The organism is Alteromonas sp. 009811495, assembly GCF_028865455.1.
Classification (GTDB): domain Bacteria; phylum Pseudomonadota; class Gammaproteobacteria; order Enterobacterales; family Alteromonadaceae; genus Alteromonas.
The window spans coordinates 1,400,175-1,416,387 of sequence record NZ_CP113972.1 but is presented as its reverse complement, the minus strand read 5'-3'; the positions used below and the strand labels follow the sequence as shown (position 1 = coordinate 1,416,387).

17 protein-coding genes are annotated in these 16,213 nt (G+C 43.2%); 6 read left to right on the top strand and 11 right to left on the bottom strand.

Going from position 1 to position 16,213, the window contains the following annotated elements; all coding sequences use genetic code 11:
* Nucleotides 1-105 precede the first annotated feature (105 nt).
* The 3 genes from OZ660_RS06375 to OZ660_RS06365 all read right to left on the bottom strand — a co-directional run bounded on the left by OZ660_RS06375 (nucleotide 106) and on the right by OZ660_RS06365 (nucleotide 2,637).
* Entirely contained in the window at nucleotides 106-549 is a 444-nt protein-coding gene (locus OZ660_RS06375) for a tellurite resistance TerB family protein (protein WP_159623089.1), read from the bottom strand.
* A gap of 84 nt (nucleotides 550-633) precedes the next feature.
* Nucleotides 634-2,304: an ATP-binding SpoIIE family protein phosphatase gene (locus OZ660_RS06370; RefSeq protein WP_274742919.1), complete on the bottom strand. Its 1,671-nt coding sequence runs from the start codon at nucleotides 2,302-2,304 to the stop codon at nucleotides 634-636.
* Nucleotides 2,305-2,331: 27 nt separating this feature from the next.
* Complete coding sequence (locus tag OZ660_RS06365; protein ID WP_202264527.1) at nucleotides 2,332-2,637, bottom strand: STAS domain-containing protein; 306 nt, start codon at nucleotides 2,635-2,637, stop codon at nucleotides 2,332-2,334.
* A 171-nt stretch (nucleotides 2,638-2,808) separates the two neighbouring features.
* Here OZ660_RS06365 and yciH point away from each other — a divergent pair, with 171 nt between their 5' ends.
* The 4 genes from yciH (at nucleotide 2,809) to OZ660_RS06345 (ending at nucleotide 6,882) form a co-directional block, all read left to right on the top strand.
* A complete protein-coding gene (gene yciH / locus OZ660_RS06360; protein WP_202264525.1) occupies nucleotides 2,809-3,141 on the top strand; it encodes a stress response translation initiation inhibitor YciH in 333 nt (110 codons plus the stop codon).
* A 49-nt stretch (nucleotides 3,142-3,190) separates the two neighbouring features.
* On the top strand, nucleotides 3,191-3,991 hold the full coding sequence (locus tag OZ660_RS06355) for a response regulator (protein ID WP_159623097.1): 801 nt from the start codon (nucleotides 3,191-3,193) through the stop codon (nucleotides 3,989-3,991).
* 246 nt (nucleotides 3,992-4,237) lie between these two features.
* Nucleotides 4,238-5,479: a prephenate dehydratase gene (pheA, locus tag OZ660_RS06350; RefSeq protein WP_413228882.1), complete on the top strand. Its 1,242-nt coding sequence runs from the start codon at nucleotides 4,238-4,240 to the stop codon at nucleotides 5,477-5,479.
* Between the two features lie 170 nt (nucleotides 5,480-5,649).
* On the top strand, nucleotides 5,650-6,882 hold the full coding sequence (locus OZ660_RS06345) for a methyl-accepting chemotaxis protein (protein ID WP_274742918.1): 1,233 nt from the start codon (nucleotides 5,650-5,652) through the stop codon (nucleotides 6,880-6,882).
* Between the two features lie 37 nt (nucleotides 6,883-6,919).
* Here OZ660_RS06345 and tyrA read toward each other — a convergent pair whose 3' ends face one another.
* Together tyrA and OZ660_RS06335 are read right to left on the bottom strand one after the other, a co-directional pair.
* Nucleotides 6,920-8,065 carry a bifunctional chorismate mutase/prephenate dehydrogenase gene (gene tyrA / locus OZ660_RS06340; protein WP_274742917.1) on the bottom strand — a complete coding sequence of 382 codons (1,146 nt, stop codon included), beginning with the start codon at nucleotides 8,063-8,065 and terminating at the stop codon, nucleotides 6,920-6,922.
* 40 nt (nucleotides 8,066-8,105) lie between these two features.
* Complete coding sequence (locus OZ660_RS06335) at nucleotides 8,106-9,194, bottom strand: 3-deoxy-7-phosphoheptulonate synthase (protein WP_274742916.1); 1,089 nt, start codon at nucleotides 9,192-9,194, stop codon at nucleotides 8,106-8,108.
* A gap of 373 nt (nucleotides 9,195-9,567) precedes the next feature.
* On the opposite strand from OZ660_RS06335, the gene OZ660_RS06330 reads away from it, so the two are divergent.
* Complete coding sequence (locus tag OZ660_RS06330) at nucleotides 9,568-10,287, top strand: enoyl-CoA hydratase/isomerase family protein (protein WP_202264508.1); 720 nt, start codon at nucleotides 9,568-9,570, stop codon at nucleotides 10,285-10,287.
* 54 nt (nucleotides 10,288-10,341) lie between these two features.
* Here the strand turns inward: OZ660_RS06330 and OZ660_RS06325 are convergent, their stop codons facing one another.
* The 6 genes from OZ660_RS06325 to rpsP all read right to left on the bottom strand — a co-directional run bounded on the left by OZ660_RS06325 (nucleotide 10,342) and on the right by rpsP (nucleotide 14,101).
* Nucleotides 10,342-11,202, bottom strand: coding sequence for a hypothetical protein (locus tag OZ660_RS06325; protein ID WP_274742915.1), 861 nt, complete (start codon nucleotides 11,200-11,202; stop codon nucleotides 10,342-10,344).
* A 101-nt stretch (nucleotides 11,203-11,303) separates the two neighbouring features.
* Nucleotides 11,304-11,948 carry a trimeric intracellular cation channel family protein gene (locus OZ660_RS06320; protein WP_274742914.1) on the bottom strand — a complete coding sequence of 215 codons (645 nt, stop codon included), beginning with the start codon at nucleotides 11,946-11,948 and terminating at the stop codon, nucleotides 11,304-11,306.
* A gap of 216 nt (nucleotides 11,949-12,164) precedes the next feature.
* Nucleotides 12,165-12,524, bottom strand: a complete 360-nt coding sequence (rplS, locus tag OZ660_RS06315; protein ID WP_024015986.1) for a 50S ribosomal protein L19 — start codon at nucleotides 12,522-12,524, stop codon at nucleotides 12,165-12,167.
* Between the two features lie 18 nt (nucleotides 12,525-12,542).
* Complete coding sequence (trmD, locus tag OZ660_RS06310) at nucleotides 12,543-13,304, bottom strand: tRNA (guanosine(37)-N1)-methyltransferase TrmD (RefSeq protein WP_159623113.1); 762 nt, start codon at nucleotides 13,302-13,304, stop codon at nucleotides 12,543-12,545.
* The gene (rimM, locus tag OZ660_RS06305; protein ID WP_159623115.1) at nucleotides 13,305-13,826 is read right to left on the bottom strand and encodes a ribosome maturation factor RimM; all 522 of its coding nucleotides are present in this window, start codon (nucleotides 13,824-13,826) and stop codon (nucleotides 13,305-13,307) included. It lies immediately after the preceding gene.
* 23 nt (nucleotides 13,827-13,849) lie between these two features.
* Nucleotides 13,850-14,101, bottom strand: coding sequence for a 30S ribosomal protein S16 (gene rpsP / locus OZ660_RS06300; protein WP_131095552.1), 252 nt, complete (start codon nucleotides 14,099-14,101; stop codon nucleotides 13,850-13,852).
* 372 nt (nucleotides 14,102-14,473) lie between these two features.
* Between rpsP and OZ660_RS06295 the strand changes: the two genes are divergently transcribed.
* Nucleotides 14,474-16,177 carry an ABC transporter transmembrane domain-containing protein gene (locus OZ660_RS06295; RefSeq protein ID WP_446698972.1) on the top strand — a complete coding sequence of 568 codons (1,704 nt, stop codon included), beginning with the start codon at nucleotides 14,474-14,476 and terminating at the stop codon, nucleotides 16,175-16,177.
* Nucleotides 16,178-16,213: the final 36 nt, after the last annotated feature.

Sequence of the window (16,213 nt, the reverse complement as noted above, 5' to 3'; positions counted from 1 at the left end):
TCCTCTTCCTTACCGCAATACTACAGTTCACCAACTTGCAGCCAATTTTAGCGACACCCATAGTAAGGGAGAGGAGTTAAAAATAAAATCCTTTTTTAAAAGGTGTCAGTCGCGCCCCTCAGAGACTTCTAGTTTTGTTTTAATGAATTGGCTGTGCGGGACGTAAAGTAAGTCGGCCACCTGACGGATCGTACTCTCTTCTAGCGGCGCCAGTGAATCATCTGCATACGCAATTGCCCATAGGCTTCGTATCACATCTCTTTTCTCTTCAGCGTCACAGTGTGCATTCAGCACTTTGGTAAACTTAACAAGGTCAATGGCTTCTTCAGCCGTTTCTTCCCCTTTTTCAAGTAAAAGCGCCATTGCTTGCTCGTCAATATTCACATGACGGCGCATTTGTTTCTTATATTCTTCTTGTTCACTTTGTGTCACTTTGTTGTCAGCATTAACTATCTCAGAAAGTAACGCAGCTGTGGCTAACTCAACAGTGACCGACGACGCTTTTTTCGCTTGCGTATCCTCAAAGAGTTGTAAAAAAGCTTTTAGCATAAATCCCCACAATTTAAATTTCTGTATGTAGCATTAATAATTACGTAGATATCGGATTAATCGTTTAATCGCGCAAATTGCAGGTTAAAGTAGATTTGAGTTTGTAGTGTCTAATATGCAGTTAACTTTGCTACCGTTGTTCTCGAACCATAGTTTTTCACATAAGGTATGAAGTAGTGCTAACCCACGACCATGAAATTCATCGTGATTAAATTGTTGCGCGCCTTCCCACTTAAACCCCTCGCCACTGTCTTCAACTGAGATAATAATATGATTGGCAGTGGGTTGAGATTCGATTCGTATTGTTATTGTTCCTTCTTCGAGCGCCTCTAACGCTACTTCTCGGTTTTCATAGTAGGTTTGAAAGCCATTGACGCCGGACTTTAGTTTCGAGTCAAGACACAAGATCCCGTGCTCAAGTGCATTATTAAACAGCTCTGATAACACCGTATACAATATTGAGCGTACCCGTTGTACACCTTCACCACTGCTCGCTAGCTGTAATACGCGCTGCAAAATATCTGGCTGTTTTAGATGCTCTGGCTTAAGTACTACTTCGTGTACCGAAGGTAAACCAACATCTCCGGCATTAGATGAGATATTAATAGGTTTTGATGTAAACACGACAAGCGTGACGTCATCGTCAAAAACAGGCGCTGCTGCATGCTGTTGTACGCGCTTGTACAATGATTTTGCTAATACCTTTCCGTTGTTCTTGGTTTCATCTCTAATTAGTTCAATGAGACCTTCTTCCATCAACATCTCATCGTTTTCGTTAGCATTCTCAATTAAGCCGTCACTGTAAATAATAAGTTGCTCTCCTACGCCAAGTTGAACAATGTCATAATCAGTATTGAGTTCATGCTCTTCCAAAATTCCTAAAGCCATATGACGGGACCCAAACGAACGGAAGGCAAAATTAGAGCTTGAAGGAACAATAGCGGCAGGCATACCACCTTGCCATAAGCTTACTTTGTCACCTGCAGCGTTTATCTCACCGACAACCGCTGCCATAAACATATCACCAGGTAATATTTGCAAGAGGATTTTATTAAGCTCAGAAACTGTTTCTGCTATCGACACACCTTTTTGACTGTATTCATGAAATGCGCGAGTGACGGGTAATGCACCAATGGCTGACGCGAGACCATGTCCCGTAAAATCAGCAACGAGAAAATAAATCCCCCCACTTGGACTTGCTTCACATAGAAACAAGTCGCCATTGAATGTTTCCGCTGGCTGCAAATAACAATCAAAATGGGAAAGAACTTCAGGGTTATTGATAATAGCATGGCTAAAAATGTGCTCCACGATTGCGTGTTCTCGTGCAACACGCTGCTGGTACATTCTCAGGGTTTGATTTTGTTGTTCAATGTGTAGGCTTAATGCGCGGATCTTTAAATGAGCACGAATTTTAGCAACCAGAATATGCCTATCAAACGGCTTAGTAGCGAAATCGTTACCGCCCACTTCGAGACAACGCACCAAACTTTCTTTGTCTTCTAGCGCAGTGATGAACAAGATGGGTAGGTAACTACCGTCAGCCTTGCTGCGAATGAGGGGAGCTACATCAAAACCAGACATCCCCGGCATGACTACATCCAACAAGACTAAGTCAGGTGTCTCTTGTTCGAACAAACGCAACGCTTCCTCGCCGCTTTCAGCCACTACGCAATCTGTATAACCAGCGTTATGCAACATATTGGCGAGAAGTGCTCGGTTGATGGTTTCATCATCGACAATCAAGATCTTCATGCGCGCTCTTCTTATTCTTGAATTGGACTACCGAATTTCAAACTTTTTATCAAACCGGGATATTTTAAGAATTTTCTCCACTTGAGGGCGGGCATTATCGATACTGTAAGTAAGTTTGCGCTCAGAAAGCGCCTTTTGCATGTTTAGCAGCATCCCCAACGCAGAGCTATCCATATACTCAGTGCGCGACAGATCTATTGAAATATGTTCAACACTTGTATCAAGACCCGCATATGCATTGCGAAAATCCTCTACTCTGCTGAAATCGAATTTAGCGCCGACATCTATCGTTAACTCTTTCCCTTGGTTCTTGTAATTCGCCGTAATATCCATTTTGTCTCCTGTAAAATTATGAGCACAATACATCGTCTCATGCTTTCTGTTTTGCTATTCTTTATAGTAGCCGAACTTTTTTACAACGCCATCGATAAAAGTTTATTCTTTACTTAGTGTTAATTATTGAAAAGCAGTATCGATAAGGCAAAGCAATAATTTGAGGTATCCATGCAAGATTGGCAAGAAGCCCTTTTGGTATATAGTACAGATGGCGGAAAAATTAAGCCCGAAGCCAAAGAAGCCGCGCGCTCTGTATCGTCAGATGGTATTGTGCGAATTCATCGTGAAACAAAAGGCCGTAAAGGCAAAGGCGTTTCGCTAATAAAAGGACTAGACTTAGCTCCAGAAGCGTTAAAAAAACTGGGCTCTGAGCTAAAAAAGAAGTGTGGATGTGGTGGCGCTGTAAAAGATGGAGTGATTGAAGTACAGACTGACGATAGAGAAAAACTTCGTTCGCTGCTTACTGACAAAGGCTACAAGGTAAAGCTTGCTGGAGGTTAATATTTATAACCTCTGACATTTTCATAAACAAATACAAAAAGAGTCTGAAATGGAAAAGCTGTCAATTTCTGATTTACATATTATTTTAGTTGAACCTTCTGATACCCAAAGGAAGATCATAACTACCCTACTACTTAAAGAGAACGTTAAGGAAATTGACCCCGTCAGTACCCTTGCTGAAGCGCGCTCTGCAGTGAAGGCACATGGTGCTGATTTGATTGTCAGCGCCATGTACTATGAAGATGGCACTGCTATTGAATTACTTAAATTCATTAAAGAAGATGATGAATTTAAGACTATTCCTTTCATGTTGGTTTCAAGTGAAAACCGCCTGAGTAAACTTGAAGAGTTTAAACAAGCCGGTGTAGCAGCAATACTACCTAAGCCGTTTGAACCTTTACATTTGTCTAGAGCGCTGAATGCCAGCCTTGACCTTATCAATCACGATGAGCTCGATTTAGAATTGTTCGATGTGCAAGAAGTAAGGGTACTCCTTGTTGATGACAGCAAATTGGCGCGTAACCACATCAGACGTGTACTTGAAGGAATGGGTCTTAAAAAGATTAGAGAAGCTGAAAACGGCGCAATGGCATTAACCTTTATTAAGGATGAGCCTTTTGACTTAGTAGTGACTGACTACAACATGCCTGAAATGGATGGCCGTGAGCTTTCAGAGTTCATCAGATTTAACCCTGAAACCACCCATATTCCTATCATTATGGTAACGTCTGAGTCGGCAGAAAGTGCACACATGGCCAATATTCAACAAACGGGCGTTAACGCATTGTGTGATAAACCGTTTGAACCTACTGAGGTTAGACAGATGCTGTCAGCCTTGCTAGGCAACTAAAGGAATAGCGGGTTAGTTAGCACGGCGTGACGTGCTATAGAAAAGGCAGCTTTTAGGCTGCCTTTTTTGGCTACATCAAATTTACAGCACTATCAAGTGCTGATAAAAAAAGACTCTCTCGATTTGTAAAAATGGGTTGACACTATCAGCTGTTCAACATACATTCGTAGCCATGAAACAAAATACACAGTATGCAGCTATTTTCTTTTTTGCGTTTACATCCTTTCACTAGGGAGGCGCAGTTGCATGCTAAAAAACCTCCCAACCGGGAGGTTTTTTTTTAGCTTAAAACACTACGGGAATAACATGTCAGATAACGCATTAGATACTGTAAGAGAACGCATTACCGCGCTCGACAGTGAATTACTTACGCTACTTTCCGAGCGCCGAAAGCTCACTAATGAAGTGGCTGAAACAAAAATAAAACACCACATTCCTGTTAGAGACCAAAAACGCGAAGAGCAATTGCTAGTTCGCTTAATTAAAGAAGGGCAAAGCATTGGCCTTGACCCACACTACGTGACGCAAATTTTTCATGTCATCATTGAAGATTCTGTATTAAATCAACAGGCCATGCTAGCAGAACGCGCCAACCCTGGAAGTACACTGCCATTAAATCGTGTAGCGTTTCTTGGTGATAAGGGTTCATATTCGTACCTTGCAACACAAAAGTACTTTTCGCGTCGCCCCGGAGAATTACTTGAAATTGGTTGCCAGAGCTTTGCCGAAATTATCCATAAGGTAGAAAATACCGAAGCTGATTACGCAGTTTTACCCATTGAGAACACTACCTCTGGCAGCATTAATGAGGTTTACGACCAATTACAGCATACGCAGTTAAGTATAATTGGCGAACTCACCCACCCTATCAGACATACACTGCTAGTCGGGACAAACACTAGCATCGATAAAATTAAAACGCTTTACGCCCACCCACAGGTGTTTACCCAGTGCAGTCACTTCCTAGCTGAACTTGGTAATGTGGAAGTGAAAACGATGGATAGCACGTCCTCAGCAATGCTTACAGTAAGCGAGCTTCAACGAGACGATGTAGCCGCTATAGGTAGTGAAGCCGGTGGTAATCTTTATGGCCTTATGGCAATAAAGAGTAACCTCGCTAATCAAAAAGAGAACCATAGTAGGTTTATCGTTGTTGCAAGAAATCCAGTAGTAGTGCCGCTACAAGTTCCAGCAAAGACAACGCTTGTTATGTCCACGGTTCAGAAGCCCGGCGCATTAGTAGAAGCCCTTATGGTACTTAAAGACAACAGTATCAATATGACCAAGCTAGAGTCTCGCCCGATTCCAGGCAACCCATGGGAAGAAATGTTCTATATTGATGTTGAAGGTAATGTAGAAGATGGTCCAGTACAAAAAGCGCTCGACGCATTGCGTAGTATTACTCGCTATATCAAGGTATTAGGCTGCTACCCAAGCGAAGAAATTAGTCCAACAAAAGTTGCTGCGGCAAGTGCGCTTACGCAATAACTAAGTGCCTCTGAGTGTTATCGCTGCTGAACAGCCCTATAGTCAATACTTGGGCTGTTCAGAAATACATTTACACCACAAACTATGACCTAGCGCAAAGTTTTGCCAGTTGTCATCGTAGTAAACTACAGTCGGAAAGTGTTTTATCGATAAGTAGGGTGTAAGTTGTTATGCAGGCATTTTGGCAGTTATACGATGTTATAGAACGAACGTTCTTCTACACACTCACACGAAAAATAGTGGGTAACATAACGTTTTTGTTTCTTTTTCAAGTTGCTAATTTCTATCTATTCTATCAAGTTGCTTCAGCCCCCTCCGATGAACGTTCCTCCCTTTTTTCTGCCATGATCACATTATCCGTGCTTGGGGCCTTTAGCTTTGCTTTTACTATTTTTTATTTGCATTACCTCATCGTACGACCAGTAAACGCGCTACTTAATACGCTAAACGACATAAATCATACTCAGGGTAATTTAGCAACGCGTTTACCTGCTTTTACAAGGGATGAATTTAGAGATGTCTCTCAAGCTTATAATTTATTCGCTGATAATCTCAGCCAATTGATCAAATCCATTAATCAAGATGCCGAAAAAGCATCCACGGCTAACGCGGTTATGGTCACTGCCATTGAAGAAGTGAGTCAGCAAGCCTGCACACAAAAGTCGCTCAGTCATGTTATTAGTACATCGACACATACGGTCAGTGAAAGCATCGACGATATTGTAAGCGCTGCAGATCAGGTGAGTACGACTAACACTATTAACCTTACTAGCGCCAAAGATGCGAATAACAACCTGTTATTGTCGCATCAACAAATTGAAAAAATAACGACCCTGCTGCAACAGTTTTCAACGACGGTCTCGGGGCTTCAAGACAACGCAGATAATGTGCGGAATATTCTCAAAATGGTGGAAGAGTTTGCCGACCAAACAAACTTGCTTGCACTTAACGCCGCGATAGAGGCAGCAAGGGCCGGTGACGCCGGAAGAGGGTTTGCTGTGGTCGCGGATGAAGTACGTACACTTTCAGCTAAAGTAGCTGATGCCACCCAGAAGATTAGTCACTTCCTAAACGATATGGAAACGTTAGTGGGAGAAACCCAAGAAGAATCAACAATGCTTATCAGCGCATCTGATTCGATGAAAGTTAACATTGACACTACCATTACGCTGTTTGACAAAATGATGAAAGACTTTGAGCAAAATATTGACGCGTTCAAAGTCATATTGTCATCAGTGAGCACACTGCAACAACAACATGAGCAAGCCACAGACAACGTAGAACATATAACACAGTTAAGTGACAATATTCAGGCCCAAATGGTCGTTACAAACCGTGAAGCCCAGCAAGCACAAACTCTTGCACTTGCCACTCAGAAAGGATTAAAGCAGTTTACAAACTAGTTGAAGACGCGCGCTTTAAACGCGCAGTCTTGCTAGCTTACTTATCGCGAAGAAGCTGACCATCGTCAGCTTTCAAAAGCATTTGCTTGCTGTCGACAAGACACTTTTTAGCATAGTCGCCAAACCACGCCCCTACTCGCATAAACTGCTCTACAAACCCTTTTTTATCGCCCTTTTCCAGTAATGTAAGCGCCAACCCAAATCGTTCGTAAAAACGACGTAGTAGCGCAAAGTTGTCTGGGTTATTGAAAATAATGTCTGCATACAGTTGGGGAGACTGCGCAAAGAGACGCCCTACCATAGCGAGTTCAAGGCGATAAATGGGTGAACTAAACATGGTAAGCGACTCAAGGTTAGGGTTTTCCCCTTTTAAGTGTTGTCCGTACACAAAGGTGTTGAAATGTCGCATTACCTGAATATAGGCCATGGCTTGATCATGCTCATTGGCACTAGAGTCGTGAATAGTTGCCCCCCAAATTCGCATTTGCTCAATAAGCCATGCATATTTATCACTGTCCCGACCGTCGCAGACTACGACAACCTGCTTTATCATCCCAGGGGCATCAGGCCCAAACATCGGGTGGAGACCAACAACCGGACCTGAGTGTACGGCCAACATCGCGTCAAGCGGTTTAGCTTTTATACTCGTGATGTCGGCAAGCACACACGTTTTGGGTAGCATGGTAAGCTTGCCAATTACCGATTCGGTTAAATTGATAGGAACTGCAACTACGACCAAAGATGCTGAGCTTAATACCGAGTGAGCACGGCCGCTATCCCAGTCATCTTTTTCAACCACCGAAACCGTATAATTACTTCGCTCAAACAAGCTAACGAATACACGCCCTAATGCGCCTGCGCCACCAATGACAACTACATTATCAAGATCTGGCTTTACACAGCGGTAGTTGTTGTTTTGGGTGTGGTAGGATTCACGCATTACACGGCGCAGTAGATCTTCGGTTAGGTCAGGAGAGACACCAAGCGCTTCGGCCTGCGCTCGCCGAGAAGCAATAAGGGCTTTTTCACGTTCAGGAACATAAACAGGCATACCTGCCTGTGCCTTAATCTGCCCTACTTGGGTGGTAATTTTATTGCGTTTTGCAAGTAGCTCGACGAGCTGTGTATCCAGCTCGTCAATACCTTCACGCAGCGCAGAAAGTTGCTGCGAAAAATCGGCCATATTGCGTATTCCTTGAATCAAATGGCACGGATACGTCGGCTTAAGCCACCGTGCGCTTATTTTGACGTAAGGGTAACACAGTTATTAATTTATCTCTGGTTTGAGCAATCAAGTTTTCTGTGCTTTCCCAGTCAATACAACCGTCTGTTATGGAAACCCCGTATTCAAGTTCTTCAGGCTTTTTCCCATCGGCATTCTGATTACCAGGTTTTAAGTGACTCTCTAGCATGATGCCAATAATAGATTGATTACCTTCGAGTATTTGATTTACTACATTCTGAGCAACCAATGGCTGGCGGCGATAATCTTTTGCCGAATTTGCGTGACTGCAGTCAACGACTAGTCCAGCAGTAAGGCCTGCGCCTTCTAATTCCAACTCGCATTCAGAGACACACACAGAATCATAATTTGGCTGCTTTCCACCACGTAAAATGATGTGTCCATCAGGGTTACCGCTTGTACCTATGATGCTCACTTGCCCCTGTTTGTTAATGCCCATAAAACGATGCCCTGATGCAGCAGACTTAAGTGCATTTATGGCTATATCTAAACTACCGTCAGTCCCGTTTTTGAAACCAACAGGCATTGAAAGTCCACTGGCCATTTCACGGTGCGTTTGTGACTCAGAGGTACGAGCACCAATAGCTGCCCAACTAAATAGTTCAGCAAGGTACTGAGGACTTATGGGATCCAGCGCTTCAGTGGCTACAGGAAGCTCTAACTCAGCTAACCAAATAAGTAGTTCACGCGCTTTGCGTAGACCCGTTTCGATATCAAAACTACCGTCAATATGCGGATCGTTAATCAGCCCTTTCCAACCCGTTGTCGTGCGCGGTTTTTCAAAATACACTCGCATTACAATAAATAAGGTATCTTTGCATGACTCATGCAGCTCTTTCAGTTTTAGCGCATACTCTTTCGCTGCTTCAACATCGTGGATAGAACAAGGCCCACACACTACAAGCATTCTGTGATCTCGACGGTGAATAATGTCTGACACGATTTTGCGTGAGGCAGAAATTGCTTCTAGGGCTTTATCTGATACCGGTAGTTCGGCGCTTAACGCTTCTGGAGTAATAAGTACGTCTTCTGTACTTACGTGAACATTGTTGACTGTGTCCTTAATCATGGGAGCTCTCTTAACTTTGAAACCTAAAAAATAAAACGTTAAAAGAGTATGCAACCTGCATGTAAACTTTATTGTACAACCAGCTTTTTCTATATTTCTTTAACGTCATTGACTTTTTAACAACTCACGAATGACAACGCAAGCATTACCGAATAATACTTTAATCTAGTCTAGAATCTTAGGGAATCAACGTGATTATTTGTCAACCAAACAATCACCAGGTCGCTTTTTAATCAGTAGTGAAATAATAATGCGAATGTACGCTAACTTACTGCGTATGAAAAATGCGATTAATGATAATAACCACAGTTAATTTCTATAAATCGCTAATATGTAGGAAAATAAGGGCAAATAAGAAAATAAGAGCATTATTATGGATTTAGTCAATATAACCTATCACGGTGATGTCGCCCTACTTACCATGGAAAATGGTGAAAACCGTCACAACCCAAACTTTGCTGAAGCAATGCTTGCCGCGCTTAGTAGCGTTTTAGAAAACCCGGACTGCAAAGCGTTGGTGTTAACCTCAAATGACGAAAAGTGTTTTAGTTTGGGGATCGACACAGAGTGGTTGATGCCAGCAATGAAGGCTCAACAATTTAGTGATATCAAGCAGTTCATGTACAACATGGATGAGGTTTTTAAGACACTGCTATTATTCCCCTTGCCTGTTATAGCAGCAATAAACGGCCATGCTTTTGGTAACGGCGCTATTTTAGCGTGTGCATGTGATTTTAGGTTTATGCGCTCAGACAAAGGCTTTTTCTGTTTTCCTGAAGTCGATTTATCTATACCGTTTTTGCCCGGAATGATTGAATTCGTGAAAAAAGCGTTGCCCTACCATCGGTTCAACGAGATGAAATTATCAGGAAGACGTGTATCTGGAAGAGAGCTTGAACAAGATCATGTGGTTGAGAAAGCCTACGATACACACGCTATGCTGATGGAAGGTGCGTTGAATTATGCAAAAACCTTTGACAAGAAACGTGGCATATTCGGGGAACATAAAAGGCGGTTACACAAACACATCATCGAGACTATCGAGAGAGAAAATAAGCCGCTTATTGAAGCACTTTCGCTCGTAATCCAATAAGCGTCGACAACAACTTAGCACATTGTCATTTACAGTGAGAAGTAGAAGTTCTTCTCACTGTATTTCCGGGTTGCCCTCATCTATTTCGATAAAATCAACGCCATATCGACGTAACATAGTGCGCCATTCTGGTGTATTAAGCTCACTCTGTAATCGCTGATTAAGATGAGATTCTGTGCGACTTAAATGACGAGGCACTAACATGTGCCTAAAATATTCCTCATGAGGTACTTTGGAAATGTGAATACTTTTTATGTAGTCATTTTTATCGTACAGATAGGCCAGCGTGCTTTTGCTAACAACACCGAAGTTGACCCTCTGGTGTTCAATCATATCAATGATTTGTTCTTCTGACTCAGTGTCAAATCGCTTTAACTGACCATCTTCAATAGCGTTGTTAAGACCGACGTAAAAAAGCCCTCGAACACCGGCCATTGCCTTGTCAGACAATTCATCAACTTGGAATTCGAATGGCGTATCGGCATTCGAAACAATTTCGTCCTTATCTTCAATAAAGGGAATTGACCATAAGTATTTCGTTTTATCACCATCGGAAAACCAATGTGGGCTTACGCCAATTACGACGCCTTGAAGATCATTATTCTCTAGCAATTTATTAATTCTTTTTCTTGGCATATAGGCCAATTGGTATTCAACCGTTTCATCGCTTAGCAAAGATAACATATCGTAATAGAGTCCAGAATTGACGGCTTCATCGATGATAAAAGGGGGTTTGAGGTGATATGAATAGACGGTTACAACACTCGGGCTCCGTTCTCTTTCATTGGCAAAAAGCGAAGCGCTTGCGAAGAAGAGCAGTATGACTATCGCCGTTCTTAACACCAATGTTAAGCGTGAGGATATAACAGCGTCTGTGTGAGTAGTGCAATTACCAACAAAGGACAATTTAGCCAATCTTTTCATCGCCTTAAGGGAGCGGGTTATATTAGATTAAACCATATAACAAAAATTTAACTAGTATGACCTCTTTTCTAAAGCTGTAATTCGACCGTGATTTAAGGTAAACGAAAAGCGCGTTTTTTGTGTGTGCGTTTATGAAAGAGGTCTATATTCCAGTTCCAATAAACCGAACCTAATCGTAAAAAGACGGTTACGATAAGTGCGCCTAAGATACACCAAAAGTAAGCAATATCCATCGCAAACAGCGCGGCATACGTTAACCCACCAGCCAAGCAAGTACTTGCATACAAATCACTTTTCATAACCAACGGGACCTCTCGACATATAACATCACGCATGAGTCCACCAAAAATACCTGTAACTACTCCCATTGTGAGTGCTACAAGCATGCCTGTACCTTCAATAAGCGCCTTTTCAATTCCTACAATATTGAAAATAGCCAGGCCAATTGCATCCATTACAATGAAAAAGAAGTTTGCGGGGGAAGGCATATAACGCACAAATAAAATAGTGACTAAAATCGCGGTGTAAGTTGCAAAAATATAGTCTGAGACCTCAACCCAAAAAATCGGTTTGCCTAACATAAGGTCGCGGATAGTCCCTCCACCAATTGCAGTGATCGCACCTACTACAACAATGCCAAAGCCATTAATTTGTTTTTGATGTCCCATTAACGCACCTGATACAGCGAAGAATGCTACACCAACAATATTGAGAAATAAAAAGTAGTCCGAGCTCATATCTAATTAGTAACCCATCGTGTTTAATCGAAACACGTATAACTGTTCAGTCGTTCCACTGTGATGTCTGTAAGACACAATGCGTTGATTAGCACTGACAAGTGGCATTAACTATTTTTAAGGTTTGCGGCGGGAAAAAGATCGAATTTCAGGCACAAAAAAGCCCGCTTAACGCGGGCTTTTTCGAAGTTAACAATAACGCAAGGATTAGTAATCTTAGTTAAGCTTCTCTTTGATACGTGCAGATTTACCTGAACGCTCACGTAGATAGTAAAGCTTAGCACGACGAACCGCACCGCGACGTTTAACTTCAATTGAAGAAACTGCCGGGCTGTGTGTTTGGAACACACGCTCAACGCCTTCGCCGCTAGAAATTTTACGCACGGTAAAAGACGAGTGCAGACCACGGTTACGTTTAGCGATAACAACACCTTCATAAGCCTGAAGACGCTCTTTGTCACCTTCGGTAACGCGAACTTTAACAACTACTGTGTCACCTGGACCAAACGCAGGAACATCAGTCTTTAGCTGTGCTTCTTCGATTTTTTTGATGATATCTTGACTGACTTTGCTCATCATATCCTCTCGTCCTAGTTAACTGTCATCTTGCTGCAGTTGCGCTTGGAATAATTCAAGCAAACGCTGCTGCTCCTCAGTCAGAGCTAGGTGATTTAACAATTCAGGGCGACGCTGCCAGGTTCTACCTAATGACTGCATCAATCGCCACTGCCTAATTTTTTCATGGTCCCCACTTAACAACACCTCAGGAACCTTTTGACCATCAAGTATTTCGGGCCGCGTATAGTGCGGACAATCCAAAAGACCGTCAGTGAAAGAATCTTCAACCGCTGAAGCTTTATGCCCCAGCACACCAGGAACTAGTCGAGCAACCGCGTCCATAAGGACCATTGCTGGTAGTTCACCGCCGCTTAACACGTAATCACCAATAGAGACTTCTTCGTCAACATGGCTTTCGATTACCCGCTCGTCGATGCCTTCGTATCGACCACAAATTAAAATTGTGCGGTCGATATTAGCAAGGCGCTGAACGCCTGCTTGGTCAAGGGGTTTCCCTTGGGGTGATAAGTAGATCACCTTACTGTTTTCGCCACCCACTTTCTTGGCGGCTTGTATTGCGTCAGTTAGCGGTTTTACCATCATCAGCATACCGGGGCCGCCTCCATAGGGGCGATCGTCAACTGTACGATGGCGGTCATGTGTAAAGTCACGGGGGTTAAAGGTATCAACCGATAATGTTCCAGATTTAACTGCTCGACCTATCACACCCTGTTGGGTAAATGGGGCAAACATGTCTGGAAACAGGCTAACAACTCCAAACCACTTTTCCGGTGTCACTTAAAACCCCGGGTCCCAGTCAACTTTAATGACCTTCGCTTCTTTATCTACCTCTTGTACGACATCGTCGAACACAAAAGGTATAAGTCTCTCTTTTTGACCAAAAGCATCGCCTACATTCGCTTTAACGTGAATAACGTCGTTTGCACCTGTATTGAATACTTCTTTCACCACACCTAAGTCGTAACCTTGCGTTGTTACCACTTTCATGCCGGTGAGCTCGCGCCAATAAACCCCTTCGTCACCTAAATCAGGCAGCTGTGAAGCATTTATGTTGATATCCAAGTTTTTGATGCGCTCTGCATCATCTCGGTTCTCAACGCCCACAATTTTTGCAACGAGGCTCTTACCGTGCGGTCGCCACTGGTCAATTTGGTATTCTTTTTCATCGCCAAGAAACCATGGCGTGTACTCAAAAATACCTTCTGGTGTTTCTGTATAGCTGTTGATTTTGACCCAACCTTTAACACCGTACGGTGCGCCAATTTTGCCAACAATCACTTTGTCAGACGCTAGACTCATCTATACCACCAGTTAATAACAGCTTACGCTGCAGATTTTTTCGCTTCTTTTACCAAGCTAGAAACGCGATCTGATAAGCTCGCGCCTACGCCAACCCAGTATTCAACACGCTCTAGGTCGATGCGAAGACGTTCCGCTTGACCTTGTGCAGTTGGGTTGAAGAAACCGATGTTTTCGATGAAACGACCGTTTCTTGCACGACGGCTATCAGCCACCACTAGTTGATAAAATGGACGCTTTTTCGCGCCACCACGCTGTAAACGAATAGTAACCATAAATGCCTCAAACTCGTTGTAGCGTTACCGTTAACTTAAGCCTTCGTTTGACGACTAAAAAATAGACGCCAATTAGAAGGCCGCCGAATTATACGGATATGGGGTCTGATTGCAAGTTTTTATCCGCATTAAGGGCTTTTAAATTAAGATAATTTTCCAAAGCGGTACATTAGCAATGAGGGGCATCTATTTATATGGTCTTCGTGCGCTTATCACTTACATTGGCAAAGCTATCGATTATTCAAACCACTTGTGTTGTAAGTCACGTATAGTGAAGCAAGAAACCGTTAAATTTATTGTGGAGTTATTTTGTCTAAAGGGCTTGAAAGCGTGTCTACCAAAGTGGTGTTTAAATGGATTGGTGGGCATTTAATGAATTACCGCACGCGTGTGGTTGGTGCCATTGTTGCTCTGTTTACTGCCGCCATTGCATGGTTAGCATTGGGGCAAGGTATAAAGTACGCCATTGACAGTGGATTTGTAGAAAGCGCATCAGATACATTAAATCAAGCTACAGTATTGGTCCTTGTTGTTACCGTTATCGCATGTATTGCCACCTATGCCCGCTTTTATTTGATGACGTGGTTAGGAGAGCGTGTGAGCGCTGACATACGCAAGCAAGTATATTCACATTTACTGTCGCTTCCCCCGTCGTTTTTCGCAGAGCTGCGTACTGGCGAAGTCATTTCTCGCTTCACTAGTGACACAACCATCATTCAAACGGTTGTGGGAATGAGTCTTTCAATGACACTGCGTTCGGTGGTTACTTTCATTGGCGCAATCAGTTTGATGGGCTTTTCAAGCCCGCTACTTACCTTTTGTGTCATTGTGGCGGTACCTGCTGTTTTAGTGCCTATTAAAGTGCTCGCGCCACAAGTACGCCGTTTTGCTAAAGAAAGTCAGGACAAAGTGGCTGACCTTGGTGCGCGTATTGATGAAAGCCTACATGAAATCATGACGGTACAAGCCTATACCGCTGAAGAAAATGAGCGAATGCTTTTTTCAAAGCAAGTAGAAGCTGCTATGGACGTTGCCAAAAAGCGTATTCATTACCGTTCACTACTTATTGGCTGCATTATGTGTATCAGCATGATTGCGATTATTTTTATCGCATGGGTAGGTGCTCGACAAGTATTGAATGGCGCAATGACCGTGGGCGAATTATCAGCGTTTCTATTTTATGCCGTTATGGCTGGCGGCAGTATTGCCACTATCAGCGAAGTCATCGGTGAAGTGCAGCGCGGTGTCGGAGCAAGTGAACGGCTTTATGAATTATTTAACACGCAACCGGATATTGCATCGTCAGTAGATAATTACAATAGCGCCAAAGGTGAGATTTGTGCCACAGCGCCACAAATCACCATAAATAATGTGCACTTCGCTTACCCTAACAGCAAGCCTTTGTTCAGCGATTTAAATGTAACAATCAAAGCAGGCGAAAAGCTCGCGCTCGTTGGTCCAAGCGGCGCAGGCAAAACAACGCTCTTTCAGCTATTGTTGAGATTTTACGACCCACAAACTGGGCAAATATGCTTTGACAGCAAGGCCATTCATACAATGCCGGTAGAAGCGTTACGCCAACACATTGCCGTTGTCACACAAGAACCTGTGGTATTTGCCAGCTCAGTAGTGGAAAACATTCGCTATGGCCGCCCTAGTGCCAGCGACGATGACGTGGTCGACGCCGCCAAACAAGCCTTTGCACATGAGTTTATCGACAACTTAGATGAACGCTACAATACACAACTTGGTGAACGCGGTGTAAAGCTTTCGGGTGGGCAAAAGCAGCGCATTGCCATCGCCCGCGCAATTCTAGCCAATCGTCCTATCTTATTGCTCGACGAAGCCACCAGTGCCCTTGATGCAATGAGTGAACGTATGGTGCAACAAGCCATTGATAAATTAATGCAAGGGAAAACGAGTATTGTGATTGCGCATCGATTGGCCACAGTTCAGCACGCCGATCGCATTTTAGTCATGGATAAGGGCCAAGTTGTGGGCGTGGGTACCCACGCCTCACTCATGAAAAGCGATACCTTGTATAGGGAATACGCTGAACTGCAACTGCTAAGTTGAACCGCATGCGATGCTATTAGGTACAAATGAACATTG